This window comes from Pedococcus sp. P2_E5, assembly GCF_056403895.1.
Genome location: NZ_JBFUEP010000001.1, coordinates 55,207 through 77,509 on the forward strand (window position 1 = coordinate 55,207; position 22,303 = coordinate 77,509).

A 22,303-nucleotide genomic window follows, 5' to 3' on the forward strand; every position below is an offset into this window, starting at 1 on the left:
ACGAATATCAGTGACAAACGGCGCGGTTGACGCCTGAAGAATCACCAGTCACAGTCGAACGTCAAGAAACGACAAATAAGGCACGCACTCGCAGGGCGCCGGATCATGCTGGAGAGCGTCGAAGGATCGGGCGGGGGTGCCGACACCGATCCATTTCCGAGCAGGGCGCGTGTGCCGGGCCCTCGCTCCATCGTGCCTTCGTCATGTCCTGCCACGGAAAGGGATCGTTATGCGCATCACCAAACGGACTGCCCTCATCGCTGTCGCCGCTGTTGTCGGCCTGGGAGTTTCTGGAGGAACGGCCTATGCCGCCGGCCTCATCCCGGGTTCCGACGGAGTCATCCACGCTTGCTACAACAAGACCAACGGCAACCTCCGGGTCGTCGCAGCCGGCACCACGTGCCGCAACCCCGAGAAGACCCTCGCCTGGAACCAGACCGGACCCGTCGGCCCGCAGGGCGCGACCGGCGCGACCGGCGCGACCGGCGCGACCGGCGCGACCGGCGCAACAGGCGCGACGGGCGCAACCGGTCCGCAGGGGCCCGCCGGCAAGGACGCGCCCAAGACTTTCGCCGGGGAGTTCCAGGGCGCCAGCCTCGCCATCTGGTCGGGCACGGCTGCCTTCACGGTGACCCACGTGGGCACGGGCTCGTGGCAGATCCACATCCCAGCGGGGACGTTCCCCACGGGCTCCGGCGTCGGCAACGTGTGCCCGATCCCCATGGTCCAGGCGCTGGTGCCCGGCGGTCCGATGATCATCGACCAGAACCTCTGCGGGCCGCTGACCGGTGACGGCAGTGTCCGGCTCGACGTGCGGAGCGCCGACGGCAGCGACAACCACTTCGTGAGCTTCGTGGTGACCGCCGTCGGCTGAGACTGACCGAGACGCAACAGCAACCGCAACGGCAACAACAACAACCGACAGATCGGCTCCCGGGCACCTGCCCGGGAGCCGATCTCTTGCGTGAGGACGCATCAGCCGGCGTCACACGGCGTCATGCTCGCGCCTCGTGCCGCGGACCGGCGCGTGGTCACCCCGCGCGTCGGCCAGCCGGACCACAGGCGGGTCGACCACCGGGACCACCAGTGCGAACGGCCCTCGAGCCGTTTCGCGAGCGCCAGCTCGTAGGCCATCGCCCGCGCCGGCCGGTAGGCCTCCTTGGCCGCCCGGCGGTGCTCTTCGAGCAGAAGCGTTGTCAGCTCAGACATGTCATCTCCTTGGTTGGGTGCCAAGGAGAGTCACCCCGCGGGCTTCCCCCGACCTTCCGCAACCTTGCGCCCAGCCCACGCCAAAGCCAAGGCCGCCGGAAGGTCTCGGGAAGGTGCCGTTCCTACCGTCTCTCCTCATCAACAAACGGGCCCGCCGAAGGGCCCACCGGAGGAGAGAACCACCATGAGCAACACGGCATACGCAACGCGGGCACCGCTCAACGGCGTCGACGTGGCAACGCTTTTCGCCACCCTCGACGCGATCAAGGGGCAGAACGACATCGCGACGTTCCAGTTCCGCGCCGAGAACACCTGGCTGTCCGGCGCCCACAGCCAGTCGCGGATCCACGGCTTCTACGGCGCCGGCCAGGAGCTGACGCACAAGACCGAAACCGTCCTCGACGCCGACCACCCCGTCGTTCTCACCGGCACCGACAACGCCCCGACCCCCGTGGAGTACCTCCTCCACGCGCTCGCGGGCTGCCTCACGGCGGGGATCGCCAACATCGCCGCCGCCAGGGGAGTGGCCCTCACCAAGGTCAGCTCGACCGTGGAGGGCGACATCGACCTGCTCGGCATCCTGGGGCTGTCCGACGGCTCGGTCCGCAACGGCTACCAGGGCATCCGCGTCACGTTCCACATCGAGGGTGACGCCGACGACGAGACGCTGCGGGGCATCGTCGAGCAGTCGCGCCGCCGCTCCGCCGTCTACGACGTCCTCACCAACCCCACGCCCGTCACCGTCTCCGTCGTGACCGGCTGAAGCGTTCGACCCCGGGTTCGCCCCCGGGCCGGCGATCCCGGCCCGGGGCGCGACCAGAAGGAGCACCACCATGCCCGCCATCGACACCGTCGTGATCGGAGCCGGTCACGCAGGTCTCGCCGTCAGCCGCCTGCTCGCCCTGGAAGGGCGCGACCACGTCGTCCTCGACCGTGGCCGCGTCGCCGAGAGCTGGCGCAGCGCCCGCTGGGACTCCCTGCACCTGCTCACCCCGAACTGGATGGCCCGCCTCCCCGGGTGGGTCCACGTCGGCCCCGACTCCGACGGTTTCATGAGCGCCTCCCAGTTCGTCCGCTACCTCGAGAGGTATGCCGCGAGCTTCGGTGCGCCGGTCCTGTCCGGTGTGCGCGTGGTTGAGGTGAGCGCCGCGGGCGAGGGCTATCGCGTCGTCACCGACTCCGCGACCTGGCAGGCTCGTCACGTGGTGGTGGCGACCGGGCCCGGCGGGCAACCGCGCGTCCCCGGCGCGGTGGAGGGCCTGGACGCGGGCGTCCACCTCACCACCGCGTCCGACTACCGCAACCCCCGCCAGCTCCCGAGTGGCGGAGTGCTGGTCGTGGGGGCCTCTGCTTCCGGCGTCCAGATCGCCGACGAGCTGGCGGCTGCCGGCCGCGAGGTCGTGGTGGCCGTGGGCCGGCACACCCGCATGCCGCGCCGCTACCGCGGCATGGACATCTACTGGTGGCTGGAGCGCACCGGTCGCACCGCGCGCACGATCGACGAGGTCGCGGACCCCGACGCCGCGCGAAGCGAGCCGTCGATGCAGCTCGTCGGGCGCCGGGGTCACCAGAGTGGCCCCCGCGACCTCGACCTGGGCACCCTGCAGGCCCGAGGAGTCCGGCTCGCTGGTCACCTCGTGGAGGCGCAGGGGCAGCGGGTGGGCTTCGCCGACGACCTGCGCGACTCGGTCGGGAGGGCGGACAACCGGATGCACCGGTTCCTCGACGTCGTCGACCGGCACATCGAGGACAGCGGCCTAGTCAGCGAGGTCTGGCCGGCCGAGCGTCCACGAACCGTTGCGCTGCAAGGCAATCCGACATCTCTCGACCTCACTGCTGAAGGGATCGGCACCGTGCTGCTCGCCACGGGCTACTCGCAGAGCCACCCCTGGCTGAAGCTGCCCATCACCGCCCAGGACGGCTCGATCCGTCAGGACCGCGGCCGCACCGAGGCTCCGGGCGTCTACGTCGTCGGGCAGCGGTTCCAGCACCGGCGCGACTCGGGCATGGTCGACGGCGCGAGGCACGACGCCGCCCTGGTGGTGGGCGACCTCGTCGGTGCAACGGCAAGCTCCGCCGACGGGCCCGAAGCCCTCGACGAGCGGCTCGAGGGGTGGGCGTCGTGAAGACCTACGACGCCGTGGTCGTGGGCGCCCGCGTCGCGGGCGCCTCGACCGCACTCCTGCTCGCCAGGGCGGGGGCGAAGGTGCTGCTCCTCGAACGAAGCCCCTACGGCTCCGACACCCTGTCGACGCACGGCCTCATGCGGGCCGGCGTCCTGCAGCTGTCCAGGTGGGGCCTGCTCGACGAGGTCGTCGCGGCGGGAACGCCCCCGGTGACCCGCACGCTCTTCCACTATCCGGAATCCGCCCCCGTCCGGATCTCGATCCGCGCCACTCAGGGCGTGACCGCCCTCTATGCCCCGCGCCGCCAGGTCCTCGACCGGATCCTCGTCGACGCTGCGGCGCAGGCAGGAGCCGAGGTATGGCACGGGGTCACCGTGACGGAGGTGCTCACCGACTCCGGTGGGCGGGTGACGGGGGTGCGCGGCGTCGACGCCGCGAACGGCACGTTCACGGCATACGGGAAGATGACGATCGGTGCGGACGGGATCAGGTCCACGGTCGCGACCGCCGTGGACGCGCCCTTCGAGCGGCGCTCGCGGGCACGCGGAGCGGTGCTCTACGGCTACTTCGACGGGATGCCGACGGAGGGGTACGAGTGGGCCTACGGCGGCGGGACCGCGGCGGGGCTCATCCCGACCAACGACGGGCAGACCTGCGTCTTCGTCGGCACCTCCCCGGAACGACTGCGCCACGTGCGCCGAAGTGGTCAGGACGCAGCCTTCACCGAGCTGTTCGACACGGCGGCGCCGCGACTGCGCAATCGCTTGCGGGCCGCGACGCGGGACGGTCGGCTGCACGGCTGGTCCGGTCAGCAGGGCCACATCCGCGGGTCGCACGGTGCCGGCTGGGCCCTGGTCGGCGACGCCGGCTACTTCCGCGACCCCATCACCACCCACGGGATGACCGACGCCCTGCGCGACGCGGAGCTGCTGGCCGACGCCCTGCTCTCGACGTGGGCTGGCAACCAGCCCGAGGCGATCGCGCTCGCCGGGTACCAGGCGAGGCGCGACGCACTGTCGCTGCAGCTGTTCGAGGTGAGCGACCGCATCGCCGGGTACGACTGGGGAGCCGGCGAGATCCAGCAGCTGCTGCGCGAGGTGAGCTCCGCCATGAGCGACGAGGTCAGCCTGCTCCAGTCGCTGCCCCCGCGACCACCCCGCCCGGTTGCCACCGATATGAGCGCACTTGTGTTGGCTGACATGCCCGGCGCGGGTCGCTAGCGTTGAAGGCCATCTCCTTGAGATCGGCACAAGCCATGGATGCGCGCATCAGCCTCCTCGGAGGGTTCTCGGTACTCGTCGACGGCTCCGTGGTCACCGACCAGCAGTGGGGCCGCCGCAATGCCAGCACGCTCGTCAAGGTGCTTGCCCTGGCCAAGGGACGGCGGCTGCACCGCGAACAGGTCATCGACGCCGTCTGGCCGGACCTACCGGCAGACCTCGCTGGTCCCCGGCTGCACCAGGCCGCGCACTACGCACGGCGGGCGCTGGGCGAGGCTGCCGGAGGGGGAGTGGTGCTGCACCACGACTTCGTCGAGCTCCTGCCGGACGGCGACATCACCGTCGACGCCGTCGAGTTCCGGAGGACTGCCGAAGCCGCGCTCGCCGGACGGAACGCGGAGGCTGCCGCGGCGGCGCTGGACCTCTACACCGGGATCCTGCTGCCCGACGACGTGTACGAGCCCTGGGCACAGGACCACCGCGAGTCCCTGGAGCAGCTGCACCGCGAGCTGCTGCGCCTGACAGGGCGCTGGGAGGAGCTGCTGGACGCCGATCCCGCCGACGAACAGGCCCACCTCGCGCTGGCTCGCTCGCACGCCGACCGGGGTGACCTCAGGGCAGCCATGCGCCAGCTCGAGCGACTCGAGCTGACGTTGCGTCGAGAGCTCGGCACCGCCCCCGGGGTCGAGGCGGAGTCGCTGCGCGCCGAGCTGGCTGCCGGCGCCGACGGCGCGGCTGGGGACGCGGCGGCATACAAGACACCTCCCGCTGGCGGCGAGCAGCGCCGTCTCGTCGGACGGCGCGCGGTGGGTGACCTCCTGCGCGAACGGCTGACCACTGCCCAGGGAGGCCGCGGCGGCGCGATCCTGGTCACCGGACCACCCGGCGTGGGCAAGTCCAGCGTGCTCGACCTCTCGGAGACCCTGGCCCGGAGGGCGGGCTGGCGCACCGCTCGCGGCACGGCTTCGGCTGTGGAGGGCCCGTGGCCCTACGCCCCGGTGCTCGAGGCGCTGGGCGACCTCTGCCGCAGGCACCCGGCGCTGCTGGACGGGCTCGACGACCGGTACCGCGAGGAGCTCGACCGGGCGCTGTCGGAGAGTCAGGTGAAGTGGTCGGGGGAGAGCGCCCACCAGCGACTCTTCGTGGCGGCGGCCGAGCTGCTGCGGCTCGGCGCGGCGGGTCGCGGGCTGCTGCTCGTCGTCGACGACATCCACGAGGCCGACGAGGCGTCGCTGCGCCTCCTGCACTACCTCGCGCGCTGCGCCGTCACCGACCAGGTGCTGGTGGTGCTGGCGCACCGCTCCGCCCACAACGCGGCACTCGAGGAGGTCCACTCCAGCCTGGTCGCCCGGGGGATCGGCTCGCGGATCGAGATCGCGCCCCTCCCCGAGTCGGCCACCCTGCGCCTGCTCCACGAACGCTTCCCCGAGCTCGACGAGGCCACCCAGCAACAGATCTGGGCCGTCAGCGGCGGCCTTCCGTTCACCGCCCTCGAGCTCGGCTCGGCCGCGGCCACCGGTCGCGAACCGGCAGCGATCGCGAGCCTGCCGCCTGACGCCCTGCGGGCCCTGCAGCGGGCCGCGCTGCTCGGCTTGTCCTTCACCACGGACGAGTTCCTGGCGGTGGCGGGCGACGACGAGGCCCGGGCCTACCAGCACCTCGAGACCGCCCAGGCCAGCCTGGTGATCGAGTGGTCCGAGACCGGGTACCAGTTCCGGCACGCGCTGGTGCGTGAGGCGGTCCTTGACGCCATGGCGCCAGCCGCGCAGAGCGCAGCCCGCGTGGAGGTGGCCCGAGAGCTGGCTCGTCTCGGGGCACCCCCCGCCCGGATCGCCCACCAGTACCTCGCTGCCGGTCAGCCACGACAGGCCATCCCCTACGTGCTCCCGGCTGTCGAGACCGCAGGAGCACTGGGCGCCTACCGTGACGGGCTCAACCTTGTCGAAGGCGTCCGGGAGTACGCCACGGGCGAGATGCTCGGCCACCTGATGGCTCGCCGCGGCGACCTGCTCACGGCCCTCGGGGACCCGGCCTCGGTCGCCAGCTATCGCGCCGCGGTGCCGCTGACCACCGGGGTCGAGCACCGGCTGGTGCGCGCGCGACTGGCCCGCGCGGCCTGCTTTGCCAGCGACTTCGACACCGCCCGCTCGTCGCTCGCCGGGCTGGAGCTGCTGGGCGACGACGCCGACGGACCCATCCTGCTGGCCAGGGGCAACCTGGCCTACTTCAGCGGCGACATCGACGGCGCGTGGGACCTGGCCGTCGAGGCTCGCGAGTCCCTCCTCACGCCCAAGGACCCCTGGCGCTACGTCGACCTCGTCGCGCTGCAGGGTCTCATCGCCCACCAGCGCGGCGAGTGGTTCGAGCGCTTCCGCATCGAGCTGCGGCGCACCCTGTCGGACACCGGCCTGACCACCGCCCTTTTCGACGCGCACCTCTGTGTCGCCGAGTACCTCCTCTACGGAGGGATTCCCTACGCCGAGGTCATCGAGCTGGCCCGGGGGCTCCAGCGCCGGTCGCAGCAGTTCGGCGCCCTGCGCGGCGTGGCCTTCTCCACCGCCCTGATCGGGGAGGCGGCGCTGCTGATGGGTGACCTCGACCTCGCCGAGCGCGAGCTGGAGGAGGCCGTCGACCTCCACCGCGACGCCGATGCCCCGGCGGGGGAGGCGCACGCCCTCCAGCGACTGGCGGAGGTGCGGCTGGCGCAGGGGAACCGCCCCGAGGCCACCCGCCTGCTCAACCAGGCCCTGCCGCTGGCCCGGTGGTCGGTGATCGGCTCGCACCTGTTGCAGCGCATCCACGGGGCGATGGTGCTCGCCGCCCCCGACCCCGTGGCCGCACGCATCGTGGTCGAGCGGGCCGAGGACAGCATGGGTGACTCCGACTTCTGTCCGTTCTGCACCGTGACGTTCGAGATCCCGGCCACCATCGCCTGCGCGGACGCGGGTGACCTCCCCGCTGCCGAACGTCACCTCGCGGCGGCGGAGCTGTCGGCTGCGAAGTGGGAGGGCACCGCCTGGCCGGCCGCCGTGAGGGAGGCGAAGGCCCACCTGGCCGCGGCTCGGGGCGACACCCGCGACGCCCTCAGCCTGCTCGCCGAGGCGGCCGAGCTCTTCGGAAGCGCTGGTCAGGCGCTCGACGCGGCCCGCTGCTCCTCCGCTGTCGGCCTCCCGCTGACGCCGACGCCCATCGGTTGACGCGCATCGCACCTGTCCGGTGACGTTCGTTACGCCTCGAGGCCGCACGTCACCGCCGTCTGGCTAGGTCAGCCTCATCCAAATGGATGAGGTCGCACCGTTTCCGCCTCCACCGAATGACGTGCGCTCCTAGGTTCAGGCCCGCAGTGTCGCGCCCGGTGGCACTCGTTCGGAGGACCCATGCGCAAGCCCATCGCCGTTCTCGGCGTCGTCCTCGCCCCGGCCGCCGTGGTCGCGGGCGTGGTCGCTGCGGCGCCGCAGACCGCCGACGGTGCTATCGCGACCTACCACCTGACGTACGCGTCGTTGCCGGACGGGTCGAAGCGGGTCGTCCGCTGGAACGGCTGCCAGCAGGCGATCACCTACAAGGTCAACCTGTCGGCGGTGCCGAGCTCGCTGCGCTGGAGCGTGCTGTCCGACACCAAGCTCGCCGTGTCGAAGGTCGCCGCGAGCACCTCCTTCGTCTTCAGCTACAAGGGGACGACCACCGAGGTCCCCAAGGTCGGCTCGATGGCCTCGCAGTCCGCCGAGATCGTCATCGCCTTCACCACACCGTCCAGGACCACCTACTCGCTCGCGGGCTCCACGCTCGGCCAGGGCGGCCTCTACTACGGCTACGTCTCCCGCACGGTCAGTGGCAAGACCTCCTACACGGTCGCGGCACAGCGCGGGTTCGTGGTCATCGACACCCCGCAGATGCTCCAGCAGACCAAGGGCGGCACCGGCACCGGACTTCGGCGCAGCAACCTGCTCGCCCACGAGCTCGGCCACGCCGTCGGGCTCCAGCACGTCAGTGACACCCGTCAGCAGATGTACCCCTCCATCCGCACGACCTCGCCCACGCTGTTCTACTCCGGTGACCGCGCCGGCCTCTACAAGGTGGGCAAGGCCTCGGGCTGCATCAACACGGCCTACATGCCGCTGAGGGACCTCAGCTAGCACGACACCAGCCCGGCACCCCGTGTGCCCACAGACTGCCCGGCGTCACGACCGCCTGGCACACAGACTGCCCGTTCGCCCACCAGCGAGCGGGCAGTCGCTTTGTATGCCGCGTGCCTGGCACGGGCGCGGCCGGCGGGCTTGGCACGGGCTGGGGCTGGCGCGCGTGGCGCGGCCTGGGGCTGCGGAGGGGCCAAACGATGAGGCGCGCGGCGAGATGGCTCTTTACACCATCGAGGCTGGATGGCGAGGGTTCTTTACCAAATGCAGACCTAAGCGGGGGATTTCTTGTAGAACCAATGACCCTTTCAGGGGGACATGTTCCTCGATGTGCCGCGTTGAGCCGGTTCGACACGATCGAATCATCCCCACAGGGGCCACGCATCACGCCGGCACCGTCCACGAACAGAGGAACCCTCCCATGCAGTTCAACCGCAAGCGCGCCGCAGCCGTCGCCACGGGCGCAGCCCTCACCTTCCTCGTCGGCGGGGTCGCGTTCGCCTACTGGAGCACCAGTGGCGCGGGCACCGGCTCGGCCTCCACCGGCAACGTCGTCGCCGTCAAGATCAACGCGACCAGCACCGCCGTCACCGGCCTCTACCCGGGTGGCCCCGCGCAGGACGTCTCCGGCAACTTCGACAACACGAACGCCGGCACCGTCTACATCAACCAGGTCACCGTCGCCGTGGCCCCGGGCTGGTCCAAGCAGGGCAACACCTCCAAGCCGGCCTGCACCGCCGACGACTTCACCATCGTGGCCCCCGCTGCGACCGCTCACGAGATCGCGTCCGGCGCCGGCGTCGACGCCTGGGGCCCGGCCACGATCGCGATGAACAACCTGTCCTCCAACCAGGACAACTGCAAGAACGTCACCGTCGACCTGGTCTTCTCCAGCAACTGATCGTGACGTCGAGCCCCTGAACCCCGTCCGGTGGCATCAACCCCCCCGATGCCACCGGGCGGCCAGGCGGGCCCCACGACCGCCGGCAGGACCACCGCTCGACTCATCACCCCAGCGCCGTTCAACCACAGCGCCGCTCATCGCCAAGCTCGTCACCACCTCGGGAGACATCGTCATGACCACCACCCCGCGTCAGCGCCGCATCCTCGCGGTCGCCATCGGTGTGGTGGTGCTCCTCGGCCTCCTCGGCGGCTGCGGGCTCTGGCTCACCAAGGCGGAGCCCACGCCCCAGCCGGGCGCGTTGCGCCTCGTCGAGAGCAGCGGCGCGGCCCTGGCCCAGAGCCCGCCCGGCCACGCCCCGTTCGCGGCTGTCGGCAGCGTCAGCCAGCTGCGTCCCGGCCAGATGCAGACGCTCCAGGTGAAGGTCACCAACCCCGACGCGGTCGACTACAAGATCCTCGAGCTCACCGCGACGCCCCAGGACGCGAACGCCTCCTGCTCCGGCACCACGAACCTCGTCGTCAGCCGCTACCAGGCCACCAAGCCCGGCGCGCGCACCTACCTCGTGCCGCGCAAGTCGAGCATCATGATCCCCCTCACGATCATGATGCTCGACACGGCCACGTCGCAGGACGGCTGCAAGAACGTCTCGTTCCCGCTCGCCTTCGGTGGTCTGGCCACCCAGGGTCAGGGCAACGGTCACTCGTGACCACCCACCAGCGCTGGACGCGGCGCCTCGCCTCCGCCTGCCTCGGCACCACGGCCCTCCTCCTGGCCGGCGGCGTCGCGTATGCCGCGTGGTCGGCACTCGGGGCCGGCACCGGAACTGCTGCGAGCGGCATACCCCAGGCGCTCGGTGTCTCGGCGACGGTGGCCGGCCTGCTCCATCCCGGAAGCTCGGCCGACGCCCTCGTCACCGTCAGCAACCCGAACTCCGCTCCCGTCACGGTGACGTCGCTCGCGCTCGCCGGGCCGGTCACCGCCGGCGCAGGGTGCACCACACCGGGCGTCACGGTGTCTCTTCCCGGCTCCACGTCCCTCGTGGTGCCGGCCGGTGGCAGTGCCTCGCTCAGCGTCGCCAACGCCGTCAGCATGACGACCGCGTCGTCGTCGGACTGCCAGGGCGCCACCTTCACCATCCCCCTCCAGGCCAACGGACGGCTGCCGTGAACGCTGCCCAGCGCCCCACCCGCCGCGTGACCAGCCGTCGCCCGGTGCGCGTGCTCCTCGCCGCCGCGGTGTGCGTCGCCCTCGGCGCGATCCCGGCGTATGCCGTGTGGTCGGTCATCGGCTCCGGCAGCACCACCGCGACGGCCGCCTCCCTGGTGACCCCGGCCGCGCCCAGCGTCGGTTCGCCGACCGCCACCTCCCTCGTCGTCAGCGGCACGCTGCCGAGCGGCCAGGTGCCCTCGACCACCTATGCGGTCAAGCGCGGCGCGACCACGGTCTGTGCACCGGGCACCTCGCCGTGGTCCTGCACCGACACGGGTCTGACCTCGGGCACCACGTACACCTACACGGTGGTGGCCTCCATCGGCTCGTGGACCGCGTCGTCCTCGGCCACGCCCGGCACCACGGGGTGCACCGGCCCTGACACCCACACGGTCTCCGCCCCTGCGGCGACCGCCGGCGTGGCGACGAACGTCACGCTCACCGCGAAGAAGTGCGACGGCACCCTCGACTCCACCTACGCGGGCAGCAAGGCCCTCACCTGGGCTGCCGTCGTTGCCAGCCCGTCCGGCAAGGCGGCCGTCCTGCCGGCGACCGCCACCTTCTCCGGCGGCAGTGCCGTCGTCTCCGTGACCCTGTACACCGCTGGCAGCGTGACCCTGGCGCCGACCACGGGCGCCGTCACCGGATCTGCCACCACCACCGTCGCCGCGGGTGTCGCCAGGAACTTCGTGCTCAGCGCGGTCACCAGCAAGCTGATCGCCGTCACGGTCTCCTGCCCGGCCCTCAGCGAGCCACCGGCCGCCAGGTCCTGCACCGCGAGCAACCCGGCCCAGAACGGCAAACGCGACTGGGCCGCCACCGCGAACCTGCTCGACACCTGGGGCAACCCGGCGACCACGCCGACCGCACTCCTCGTCACGGCCACGAGGTCTGGCGCCACGAGCACGGCGACGATCGCCGCGGGCAGTGGCGCGACCGCGACCCAGCTGACCGTCTCCATCGCCAACAGCGAGGCGCCCGTCAGCATCGCCTTCACGGCCACCGGCATCTCGACGCTCACCGTCACCAACGCCACCTGAGGAGTCCGCCCGGTCAGGGGGCCGGGCGGCCTCCTCACGGCCCCTCGCAGCAACCTTTGCTAGCAAAGGGTCCTCGTTGGCGGACAGGTTGCAACCTGTCCTCAGGCAAGCAACCTTTGCTAGCAAAGGTTGCTTGCAGGGCGCGTGGGGAGGGGGCGTCGTGTCGGGAGCGGGCGGCATACTGGCGCGGTGCCCACGCCCGACGCCAACGCTCCCGACCGGTCCGTCCAGCGGCGCACCATCAGCACCCTCATCGGCACCCAGGTCCTCGTCGGTGTGGGGGTCTCCGCGGGCGCGGGGGTCGGTGCGCTGCTCGCCGAGGACGTCGGCGGATCGGCCGACCTCGCCGGGCTCGGGGGCACGTTCCAGGTCCTCGGTGGCGCGCTCATCGCCATCCCCATGGCCCACGTCATGGCCGCGCGCGGACGCCGCTGGGGCCTGCTGGTCGGCTACGCCCTCGGCATCATCGGCGCGCTCACGATGATCGTGGCCGGCGCGATCCGCAACTTCCCGCTGCTGCTGGTCGGGGCAGCCCTGTTCGGGGGGTCCAACGCCGCCAACAGCCAGGCTCGGTATGCCGCGGCCGACCTCGCCGACGAAGCCCACCGCGGGCGCGACCTGTCCACCGTGGTGTGGGCGACGACGATCGGCGCCGTGTTCGGGCCCAACCTGGCAGGGCCGGGCGAGCCGGTCGCGAGGTTCCTCGGCATCCCGGCGCTGACGGGGCCCTACGTCTTCTCCCTCGGGGGCCTGGTGCTCGGCGCGATCCTGCTGTTCACCCGGCTGCGGCCCGACCCCTTGCTCCTCGCCCGTGAGCGGGCCGCCGCCGTCGCCACCGAGCCCCTCGAGCGCCAGCACGGTTCCGTCGTCCGCGGCCTGCGCACCCTGCTCGCCCACCCCGGCGCCCTGCTCGGGCTGGTGACGATGGCCCTGGGGCACACGGTCATGGTCAGCGTCATGGTGATGACGCCCCTCCACATGCACCACGGCGGCGCCAGCCTGCGGATCATCGGCCTGGTGATCAGCCTGCACGTGCTCGGCATGTTCGCGTTCTCGCCGCTCACCGGTCTGGCCGTCGACCGGTTCGGTGGCAGGTCGTGCGGCCTCACGGGGGCTGTGGTCCTCGTGGTCGCCGGGCTGCTCTCCGCCCAGGCCCCCACCGGCTGGTCGGCAGGGCTGGCCACCGGGCTGTTCCTGCTCGGCCTCGGCTGGTCGTTCACCCTCGTCGCTGGCTCCACCCTGGTCGTGAAGTCGGTGCCCCTCGCCGAGCGCGCCGGGGCGCAGGGCGCCGCCGACCTGGTCATGGGACTGGCCGCCGGTGGCGGCGGTGCGCTCGCGGGCGTCGTCGTCGGCCAGCTGGGGTATGCCGTGCTGGGCGCCTGTGCGGCCGGCCTCGCCGCCGTCGTCGCGCTGGCGTCACTCCTGATCCGGTCCGGACCTGGTGGCACCACGTCGGTGTCACCGGACCCAGTCCTGCCCGAGACCGTCCTGCCCGAGTGACGCGTCCTGCCTGAGTGACCCCGTCCTGTCCGACCCCGTGTTGCCCGACCGTGAGGGCGACCAGGTTGGTTAGCCTGCTTGGGTGACCCCGCCGACCGACGAGACCCCAGCAGCGCCGCAGCCCAGCGGCGACGCGCTCCCGCCCACCCGGCATACCGAGCAGGAGGGTGCACCCCAGGCGGACGCCGACCCCCGGGGCACCCGCGTCGCGGAAGCGGTCAAGGTCTGGCAGCGCCACCTCGTCGACCTCGGCGGTCGCAACACGCTGCTCTGGTACCGCGACCTGCCCAGCGGCACCCTCGACCTGACCACCGCGCACCCCGGCGGCCTGGCCATGCTGCTCGCCGGCCGCCCCACCCGGCTCTCCGACCTCGTCCGCGAGGCCGCGGCCCTCGACGAGGCCCGCCGACGCGCCCGCATCATCCGCGCCAAGACCCTCGAGCTGTCGGAGGAGCGCGGCATCGCGGCCGGGTTCATCGCGATCGGGATGGCGAGCTGGGCCGTGCGCGGGGCTTCGCGCGCTCCCGCCGCCCCCGTGCTGCTGCGGTCCTGCGTCCTCAAGCCGACCGGTGCCGCCCGCGAGGACTTCGACATCGACCTGGGCAACGACGTCGAGTTCAACCCGGTCCTCGAGCACTACCTGCGCTCCGAGCAGGGGCTGGAGCTCGACACCGGTGCCCTCGAGGAGATGGCCAACGCGAGTGGCGCCTTCGACCCCCACCCCGTGTATGCCGCGCTGACCTCCCTCTGCGCGTCGGTGCCGGAGTTCTCCGTGTCTCCGCGGCTCGTCGTGGGGACGTTCTCCTACGCCAAGCTGCCCATGGTGGCCGACCTTGCGGCGCAAGGGGATTCGCTGGCGGACCACGATGTCGTGGCAGCTCTTGCCGGCGATCCCGGAGCGCTTCGGGCGGTGCGGACCTCGGTCCCCGACTCCCCGGCCGACTCCGATCCGTCGCACGAGCTGCTCATCCTCGATGCCGACTCCACCCAGCAGGCAGCGATCGACGCGGTCCGCTCCGGAGCCCACCTCGTCATCAAGGGACCGCCCGGCACCGGCAAGTCGCAGACCATCGCCAACCTCATCGCCAGCCTTGCGGGCGAGGGAAAGCGGGTGCTGTTCGTCGCCGAGAAGCGCGCGGCCATCGACGCGGTGCTCTCGCGCCTCGACGGTGTGGGCCTGGGTGACCTCGTCCTCGATGCCTACGACGGCGCGAGCAACAAGCGACGCCTGGCCCAGGAGTTCGGGGCCGCCCTCGACCGCGGCACCCAGGTGCAGGACCCCGACACCAGCGAGATCGAGCAGGCCCTCGTCGACCGGCGCGCAACCCTGGTCGCGCACTCTGCCGCCCTGCACGAGGTGCGTCAGCCGTGGGGGGTCTCGGCCCACCAGGCGCAGGAAGCCATCTCGAGGCTGGGCAGCCTCGCCCACCCGCCCACCTCACGCGTCCGCGTCCGCGGCGAGCAGCTCGCCGGCCTCGACCGTCAGCGGGTGCAGGAGCTCGGCCGCCAGCTGACCGAGGCCGCGTCGCTGGGCGCCTGGTCCACCCAGGAGGGGACCGACCCGTGGTTCGGGGCGCGGATCGCGACCTCGGAGGAGGCGGTGCGCGCCCGCGACATCACGAGCAGGCTCAGCCAGGGTGGGCTGCAGGACCTCGAGCAGACGATGCACGACGTGTTCTCGGAGGTCAGCCTGCCGCAGGCCGACCGCGTGGGGGACTGGGGCAACGTGCTCGACTCGGTCGGCCGGGTCCGCGACACCCTCGAGGTGTTCCGGCCCGAGATCTTCGACATCCCGCTCGGCGACCTCGTTGCCGCCACCGGTGGCAAGGCCTATCGCGACGCGAATGGCGTTGCCCTGGGCTGGTATTCGCGGTGGCGCCTGCGCCGTCAGGCTCGTTCGCTGCTGCGTCCCGGTCCGCCCCCGCCCGACCTGCACGCAGCCCTGCTCGACGCGCAGGTCCAGCGCAACGCCTGGCAGCAGATGGCCGGAGCCGGTGGCCGGCCCGAGATCCCCGTGGACCTCGACCGGGCCCGCACGGCATACGCCTCCGTCGCCTCGGACCTCACCTGGCTGGAGGCGCGGCTCACGGCGACCCACCGAGGTGGGGACCTCTTCGGTGCGACGCTCGTGGAGCTCCGGGAGCGGCTGGCAGAGCTCGACAGTCGCCCCGACCGCCTCACGGTCGTGCCGCAGGTGCTCGGCACCCTCGACGCCCTGCGCGAGGCTGGGATGGGAGCCTTCCTCGACGACGTCGCCCGCCGCGGTGTGGAGCCCGACGACGTCGCAGCCGAGCTCGAGTTCGTCTGGTGGACCTCCCTGTCCGAGGACCTCATCGTGCGCGACCCGAGCTACGGCGCGCACGACGGAGCCCAGCTCCAGCGGGTGGCTCGCGAGTACGTCGCAGCCGACCATGCCCACCTGCGCGCCAGCGCCGACCGCGTGCGTGCCGGGGCCGGGCGCCGGCTGCGCGAGGTGCTGGCCGACCACCCCGACCAGGAGGCGTTGGTCCGCGCCGAGGCGGGCAAGTCGCGCCGTCACCGCCCCCTGCGCGAGCTGCTGCCCAAGGCCGCCGAGACGCTGACCGCCGCCAAGCCCGCGTGGGCGATGTCGCCGCTCGTGGTCGCGTCGGTGCTGCCTCCCGGACGATGGTTCGACGTCGTGATCTTCGACGAGGCCTCGCAGATCCCACCGGCGCAGGCCGTGTCGGCGATCTCGCGCGCGCACCAGGTCGTGGTGGCCGGTGACGAGCGCCAGCTGCCGCCGACCAGCTTCTTCACCGCTGCGGTCGACGAGGAGGGGGCGCCGGAGACGGACGCGCTGACCGAGGGCTTCGAGTCGGTCCTCGACGTGCTGACCGCGGCGCTGCCGACCCGCCGGCTGTCGTGGCACTACCGGTCGCTCGACGAACGCCTCGTCGCGTTCGCCAACCGCGAGATGTACGACGGGTCGCTGGTCACCTTCCCCGGCACGGGCACCGACGCCGTGGTGAGCCTCGAGTCGGTCCAGGGGTCGGGCATCGTCCAGGCAGGCGAGGAGGCGATCGAGTCGACCGAGGCGGAGGTGTCGCGGGTCGTCGAGCTCGTCCTCGCACACGCCCGCACCCGTCCCCACGAGTCGCTCGGCGTAATCGCCCTCGGCATCAAGCACGCGACCCGGCTCGACGACGCCCTCCGGCGCGCGCTGGCGACCGACGCGGCCGACGGGGTGGGTGACTTCTTCGACGAGGACCGGCCCGAGCGCTTCTTCGTCAAGAACCTCGAACGCGTCCAGGGCGACGAGCGCGACGCCATCATCCTGTCGGTCGGCTACGGCAAGACCCCGCACGGCCGGGTGCTGCACCGGTTCGGTCCGCTCAACCTCGAAGGCGGCGAGCGTCGCCTCAACGTCGCCATCACCCGGTCGCGCCGCCGGATGACCGTGGTGTCGTCACTGGTCGCCAGTGACCTCGACCCGGCTCGGCTCAAGTCCCGCGGTTCGGTCATGCTCCGCGACTTCCTCGCGTATGCCGCGGACGGCACCTTCCCGGCGCCAGTCGCCGACCAGGGTGGCGTGGGTGCGGTCGCCCGAGAGGGTGGCACCTCGACCACTGCCAAGGCCGAAGGGTCGGTTTCCCGCCACGTGGAGGTGGGCTCCACCGCGTTGCGGGCCGAGTTCGCCCGACGGCTGCGTGACTCCGGACTGGTGGTGCACGAGTCCTACGGCTCCGCCGGCCAGCCCATCGACCTCGCGGTCGAGGACCCCGAGCACGGCGGCCACGTCCTCGTCGCGGTCGAGACCGACGGTCCGGCCTACGCCGCGATGCGCAGCAGCCGGGACCGCGACCGGCTGCGCGGCGAACAGCTCGGCAGGCTCGGGTGGATGCACGTCCGGGTCTGGACGACCGACCTGTTCCGCGATCCCGCCCGCGATGTCGCCCGGGTCAACGCCGCGGTCCAGCAGGCCGTCGCCAACCGGCCGACCCGGCTGCCGACCGTGAAGCCCGTTGTCGCCCCGGTCGCTACGGACGCGGTGACCTCATCGACCGTTGACGCGGCGCCTGCCATCCCGGGCCGCAGAGGAAGTGACCAGCAGATGCTCCCGATGGGCGACGAGTCCGGGCCCGTCGACGGCGGCGACGTCGCGACCCAGGACGAGTTCACGCCGGCCGCTGACGAGGGTGCCCGCCAGCGCCGCGCCCGTGGGCGTCGGGCCAAGCGCGCACCGGGGCCGACCAGCGCCCAGCCGACCGAGCCCGAGCCCGAGCCGACCGAGCCCGGGCCCGAGCCGACTGAGCCCGAGCCGACCGAGCCTGAGCCGGCTGAGCCTGAGCCGACCGAGCCCGAGCCGACTGAGCCCGAGCCGACCGAGCCTGAGCCGGCTGAGCCTGAGCCCGAGAAGGTCAAGGCCGAGCGCACGAAGCCCGAGCAGACCAAGGACGACACCGATGTCGGCTGGGGCGAGCAGCACGAGGAGCTGGCCTACGACCGCTGGCTGCGCGAACAACGCCCCCCGCACTGGGGTTCCGACTGACCGCGAGCCTCCACCCCGTTCGATGTAAACCCGCCGGGAAACACCGGCGGGTTTACATCGAACGGGGAGCGCAGGTGTTGCTCAGGCGCGGCCCCGGAGGGCGTCGCGGATCTCGCGCAGCAGGATGATGTTCTCGTCCGGAGCAGCATCCTCCTCGACCTCGGCGTACCGCGCCTTCGCCACCTCGTAGGGCTTGACGACGAAGAAGTACACGACGAACGCCACGATGAGGAACGACACGAGTGCCGTGAGGAAGACACCCACCAGGAGACCCCCCGGCTTGTAGGCGCTGAAGTCCGGCTTGCCACCGATCTTGCCGATGATCCCCATGAGCACGTCGGTGAAGCTCTTGATGACGGTGCCGAACGCACCGGCGATGATGAAGGCGACGGCAAGCTCCACGAGGTTGCCCCGCATGACGAAGTCCTTGAAACCCTTCATGGGTGTCGCGACCTTTCCCAGTCTGTTGGAGTGGTGGTGTTGGTCCTACGGCGGACACGCTAGCGACCCGCGAAAGGCGATGGGCGGGGCGCAGGACGCCGTGTCAGCCCGTTTCGGGCCAGTCGTGGGTGAGGGCGAGCTCGATCTGGGGCCGGCCGAGCGCATCGTCCGGCACGGCCAGGATGCGTCGCGCTTCTTCCTGACCTGCGGAAACAACCACACCACCCCCGTCGAGCGCATAGCCGCTGGACGACCCTTGACCCTGGATCACCGACCCGAAGTCAGTGGTCGAAGATCTGTCCACACTGAGCACGACGACCGCGCGCGCCACGGGTCCGTCCGGGCTCCACAGGTCGATCCGGTCGCCCGCCGAAACCATCGACACCGCACCCGTGTCGGGCACCGAGACGTGCACCGCGACCGCGTCGACCGGCTGGCCGGCCAGCAGGGAGCCTCGGTTGACCCGAGCCCTGGTCACCGGCTCGCCAGGAGCGAGGGGCACCGTCATCGGTCGCCCGAGCACCTCGGCCACGCTGTGGATGCTCGTGCGCGGAGCCAGCTCGGCGGGCCACCACACCTCGCGCACCGAACCGGGGGAGGCCACCTGTCCGACGGCCATCGGCCGGGTGACGACCACGACGCGCACCAACGGACGAGAGTCGGCGGAACGAGCAACCGCGAGCACGCCGAACGTCGCCCCGATCGCGCACACCAGGGCGAGCCCACGTCTGAGCACGCGACGCCGCCACTGTCGGCGGCGGCCAGGACCGAGCAGCCACCCCACCGCGCCGGCCACTGCCCCGGCTCTCGCCGCGCCACCCCCTCCGGTCCTGCTGCGCCCGCCGGGCACCGCGCCGCGCCCCTACCCCGGCAGCGCGAAGGGCAGGGTGATCCCGTCGAGCGCGCGCCGACACCCGCAGGTCGCGTCGGCGTCGGGCTCCTCGGCAGGCATGGCGGCCAGCGCCGAACGCAGCACCTGCTTGAGCCCGCCGACGTTCTCGGCAAAGACCGCGAGAACATCCTCGTGCGTGACGGCCGCGCCACCGTCGACCCCGGCGTCGTGGTCGGTCACCAGGGCGATGGTCGTGAAGCACATCGCGAGCTCGCGGGCGATCGACGCCTCCGGCATGCCCGTCATCCCGACAACGGTCCAGCCGGCCTGCTGATGCCAGGTCGACTCGGCCTTGGACGAGAAGCGGGGCCCGTTGATGACCACCAAGGTCCCGGCGTCAGCCACGGATTTGCCTGCGGCAGTAGCGGACTCGACGGCCACGGCCCGCCCGCGCGGACAGTAGGGGTCGGCAAAGCCGACGTGCACGACCGGTCCCTCCGCGGCATACACGGTGTGCTCCCGGCCCCAGGTGCGGTCCACGACCTGGTCGGGCACCACGATCGTGCCCGGCCCCAGCTCCGGTCGCAGCGAACCCACGGCGCACGGCGCGAGGACCTGGCGCACCCCGACCGAGCGCAGCGCCCACAGGTTGGCGCGGTAGTTGACCCGGTGCGGAGGGAACCGGTGTCCCTGCCCGTGCCGCGCGATGAACGCGACCCGCCGCCCGTCGACCTCACCGATCACGAGGTCGTCGCTCGGCTCGCCGAACGGCGTGCTCACGCTCACCCGCTCCGCAGCCTCGAAGAACTCGTAGAAGCCGGAGCCGCCGATCAGTCCGAGGTCGGCGCGGGGAGTCGTCGAGGTCATGTCAGCAGACTACGCAGCGCTGCGCCGCCCGCGACCGGCCGCCAGACCCCTGTGGATGGCGACGCGACGACGCCCGCCCCTGTGGACAGGGACGGGCGATGTCGAGGTATGCCGCGTGGTCACGGCACAGGGTTCAGGCAGGTCAGGCGGCTGAACCGTCCGCGGACTTCGTCGACGTCCTGGCGGACGAGCTGCTCGGGGAACCGCCGGAACCGCTGGACGCGCCCGACGAGCCCTTCGACCCGCTCGTGGACCCGTCCTTCGACCCGCTCGACGACTCACTGGAGGACCCGCTGGAGGACCCGCTCGACGAACCTGACGGCGCCGGGACCGAGGCGGAGGAGCTGCTCCGGGAGTCGGTGCGGTAGAAGCCGCCACCCTTGAAGACGACACCGACGGCGTTGAAGACCTTGCGGAGCCGGCCGTCGCACTCGGGGCAGACGGTCAGGGAGTCGTCGGTGAACGACTGCACCGCGTCGAAGCGGTGGTCGCACTCGGTGCAGGCGTAGGAGTACGTCGGCACGGGTTCCTCCAAAGGGGCGTTCTGGCTGGCGGTCGCGGGCCGCGACGCTGGCACTGTCATGGCTCGACTGCCAACTATAAGGCCGCGCGGGGCCTACTTCTTCCCGCCGCCGCCCTCGAGCCGAGCCTCGGCAGCGCTGCGCAGACGAGCACCCGCGTCGCGAAGGCGCCCGCTGCGAGCCCGCGAGTGAGCGCCCTCGTCGCGCCATCCGGCGAGGCGACCGTGCTGGCTGACCGACCTGACGCGCTTCTCGGCCAGGGTGCGCACCTCGGCGGTGGAGACGATGAGCAGCTGGTCGCCGCGCCGGAGGACCGTGTTGTTCTCGGGCACGAAACCCTTGCTGCCACGCACCACGAGCGTGACGTTGGCTCCTTCGGGCAGGCGCAGCTCGAACACCTCGACACCGTGCAGCTTCGACGCCGGTCCCACGGTGACCTGGATGAGCTCGGCCTGGAGCTCCTCGAGGGGCGTGGCCTCGACGGCGAGGTCGAGGGTGGCGTAGTCCTCGACGATGCCGAGCCGCTGGGCCACCCACGGCAGGGTCGGCGCCTGGACGAGGGTGAAGATCACGACGAGGACGAAGACCAGCTCGAAGATCCAGTCGACATTGCGGGCACCCACCGTGAGCGGGACGGTCGCGAGGACGACAGGGACGGCGCCGCGCAACCCCGCCCACGACAGGAACACCTGGTCACGCCAGCCGAGCCGAAAGGGCGAGACCGACACCAGCACCGACAGGGGACGGGCGAAGAGCAGCAGCACCAGCCCGATCACGATGGCAGGGAGGATCTGGCCGCCCATCTTGCTCGGTGAGGCCAACAGGCCGAGCAGCACGAAGAGCCCGATCTGGGCCAGCCACCCGAGCGCGGTCGACAGCCCGAGGACGGCGGGCCCGTGCGGCAGCCTGAGGTTGCCCAAGACCAGGGCCGCGAGGTAGCAGGCGAGGAAGCCGCTGGCGTGCACACTCGCCGCCGCGGCATACGCGAGGACGGTGAGGGCGACGACACCGATGCTGAACAGGCCCGAGGCACCGGAGGCGGCTCGCCGCATGAACTGGCCACCCGCCCAACCCACGGCCAGGCCGATGGCGGCACCGGCGCCGAGCTCGGCCACCGCCTTGAGGGCCAGGGTGAACCAGCCCTCGGCATCGGCGGGGTCGGCAGACCGCAGGGCCAGGGCGGTCACGAGGATGACCACGGGGGCGTCGTTGAAGCCGGACTCGGCCTCGAGCATCCCGGTGATCCGCCGGGGGAGGGGCACCCGGCGCAGCACCGAGAACACCGCTGCGGCGTCGGTCGAGGACAGGATCGCGCCGATCAGCAGGGCGGTGTTCCAGTCGAGGTGCAGCACGAACCGCGCAGCCAGCGCGACCACCAGCACCGACACGATGACGCCCACGGTCGACAGCACGGCCGCCGGGCCCACCGATCGGCGGATGCCCTCCCACCTGGTGCTGAGCCCGCCCTCGCTGAGGATGAGGATGAGGGCGGCGTAGCCGAGCACCTGGGTGAGCTCGTTGGAGTCGAACCGGATCTGGATGAACGGGCCGGCCTCGCCGATGGCCAGGCCGATGCCGAGGTAGATCAGCAGCGAGGGCAGTCCGGACTTGAGCGAGAGACGCACCGCGGCCACCGAGATGAGCAGGACGACGGACCCGATCAGCAGCGCCGGGGTCAGGTCGTGCAGGGTGAACGAGTCCGACGCGTCGGACGTGGCGAACCAGGGCAGTCCGCTCGGGGGGATCGCTGCGCGCACGGCCCGTCACGTCCTTTCCCTCGGTGTGGTG

Annotated in this window: 18 protein-coding genes; 12 read left to right on the forward strand and 6 right to left on the reverse strand. The window is 71.9% G+C overall.

Going from position 1 to position 22,303, the window contains the following annotated elements; all coding sequences use genetic code 11:
• Positions 1-229: 229 nt before the first annotated feature.
• Positions 230-874, forward strand: a complete 645-nt coding sequence (locus AC1DVZ_RS00260) for a hypothetical protein (RefSeq protein ID WP_477616175.1) — start codon at positions 230-232, stop codon at positions 872-874.
• A gap of 101 nt (positions 875-975) precedes the next feature.
• On the opposite strand, the gene AC1DVZ_RS00265 is transcribed toward AC1DVZ_RS00260, so the two are convergent.
• Positions 976-1,209 (reverse strand): hypothetical protein, encoded by a 234-nt coding sequence (locus AC1DVZ_RS00265; RefSeq protein WP_477616176.1) that lies wholly within the window; start codon positions 1,207-1,209, stop codon positions 976-978.
• 184 nt (positions 1,210-1,393) lie between these two features.
• On the opposite strand from AC1DVZ_RS00265, the gene AC1DVZ_RS00270 reads away from it, so the two are divergent.
• The 11 genes from AC1DVZ_RS00270 (at position 1,394) to AC1DVZ_RS00320 (ending at position 17,854) form a co-directional block, all read left to right on the forward strand.
• The gene (locus AC1DVZ_RS00270) at positions 1,394-1,972 is read left to right on the forward strand and encodes an OsmC family protein (RefSeq protein WP_477616177.1); all 579 of its coding nucleotides are present in this window, start codon (positions 1,394-1,396) and stop codon (positions 1,970-1,972) included.
• Between the two features lie 70 nt (positions 1,973-2,042).
• A complete protein-coding gene (locus tag AC1DVZ_RS00275; RefSeq protein WP_477616178.1) occupies positions 2,043-3,335 on the forward strand; it encodes an NAD(P)-binding domain-containing protein in 1,293 nt (430 codons plus the stop codon).
• Positions 3,332-4,555, forward strand: coding sequence for an NAD(P)/FAD-dependent oxidoreductase (locus AC1DVZ_RS00280; RefSeq protein WP_477616179.1), 1,224 nt, complete (start codon positions 3,332-3,334; stop codon positions 4,553-4,555). Before AC1DVZ_RS00275 ends, AC1DVZ_RS00280 begins: the two co-directional genes overlap by 4 nt.
• A gap of 35 nt (positions 4,556-4,590) precedes the next feature.
• Entirely contained in the window at positions 4,591-7,752 is a 3,162-nt protein-coding gene (locus tag AC1DVZ_RS00285) for an ATP-binding protein (protein WP_477616180.1), read from the forward strand.
• Positions 7,753-7,932: 180 nt separating this feature from the next.
• Positions 7,933-8,691, forward strand: a complete 759-nt coding sequence (locus AC1DVZ_RS00290) for a matrixin family metalloprotease (RefSeq protein WP_477616181.1) — start codon at positions 7,933-7,935, stop codon at positions 8,689-8,691.
• Positions 8,692-9,112: 421 nt separating this feature from the next.
• Positions 9,113-9,592, forward strand: a complete 480-nt coding sequence (locus tag AC1DVZ_RS00295) for a TasA family protein (protein WP_477616182.1) — start codon at positions 9,113-9,115, stop codon at positions 9,590-9,592.
• 175 nt (positions 9,593-9,767) lie between these two features.
• Positions 9,768-10,301 (forward strand): hypothetical protein, encoded by a 534-nt coding sequence (locus AC1DVZ_RS00300; protein ID WP_477616183.1) that lies wholly within the window; start codon positions 9,768-9,770, stop codon positions 10,299-10,301.
• Positions 10,298-10,762 carry a hypothetical protein gene (locus AC1DVZ_RS00305; RefSeq protein WP_477616184.1) on the forward strand — a complete coding sequence of 155 codons (465 nt, stop codon included), beginning with the start codon at positions 10,298-10,300 and terminating at the stop codon, positions 10,760-10,762. The genes AC1DVZ_RS00300 and AC1DVZ_RS00305 overlap by 4 nt, the downstream gene beginning before the upstream one ends.
• The gene (locus AC1DVZ_RS00310; protein ID WP_477616185.1) at positions 10,759-11,844 is read left to right on the forward strand and encodes a hypothetical protein; all 1,086 of its coding nucleotides are present in this window, start codon (positions 10,759-10,761) and stop codon (positions 11,842-11,844) included. Before AC1DVZ_RS00305 ends, AC1DVZ_RS00310 begins: the two co-directional genes overlap by 4 nt.
• 189 nt (positions 11,845-12,033) lie before the next feature.
• Positions 12,034-13,344: an MFS transporter gene (locus AC1DVZ_RS00315; RefSeq protein WP_477616186.1), complete on the forward strand. Its 1,311-nt coding sequence runs from the start codon at positions 12,034-12,036 to the stop codon at positions 13,342-13,344.
• Between the two features lie 82 nt (positions 13,345-13,426).
• Positions 13,427-17,854: an AAA domain-containing protein gene (locus AC1DVZ_RS00320; RefSeq protein ID WP_477616187.1), complete on the forward strand. Its 4,428-nt coding sequence runs from the start codon at positions 13,427-13,429 to the stop codon at positions 17,852-17,854.
• An 81-nt stretch (positions 17,855-17,935) separates the two neighbouring features.
• On the opposite strand, the gene mscL is transcribed toward AC1DVZ_RS00320, so the two are convergent.
• The 5 genes from mscL to AC1DVZ_RS00345 form a co-directional block, all read right to left on the reverse strand.
• On the reverse strand, positions 17,936-18,295 hold the full coding sequence (mscL, locus tag AC1DVZ_RS00325) for a large conductance mechanosensitive channel protein MscL (protein ID WP_477616188.1): 360 nt from the start codon (positions 18,293-18,295) through the stop codon (positions 17,936-17,938).
• 103 nt (positions 18,296-18,398) lie between these two features.
• Entirely contained in the window at positions 18,399-19,031 is a 633-nt protein-coding gene (locus AC1DVZ_RS00330) for an SAF domain-containing protein (protein ID WP_477616189.1), read from the reverse strand.
• A gap of 126 nt (positions 19,032-19,157) precedes the next feature.
• Positions 19,158-19,994 carry an S-methyl-5'-thioadenosine phosphorylase gene (locus AC1DVZ_RS00335; protein WP_477616190.1) on the reverse strand — a complete coding sequence of 279 codons (837 nt, stop codon included), beginning with the start codon at positions 19,992-19,994 and terminating at the stop codon, positions 19,158-19,160.
• 142 nt (positions 19,995-20,136) lie between these two features.
• On the reverse strand, positions 20,137-20,577 hold the full coding sequence (locus tag AC1DVZ_RS00340; protein WP_477616191.1) for an FmdB family zinc ribbon protein: 441 nt from the start codon (positions 20,575-20,577) through the stop codon (positions 20,137-20,139).
• Positions 20,578-20,610: 33 nt separating this feature from the next.
• Positions 20,611-22,272: a potassium/proton antiporter gene (locus AC1DVZ_RS00345; RefSeq protein ID WP_477616192.1), complete on the reverse strand. Its 1,662-nt coding sequence runs from the start codon at positions 22,270-22,272 to the stop codon at positions 20,611-20,613.
• Positions 22,273-22,303: the final 31 nt, after the last annotated feature.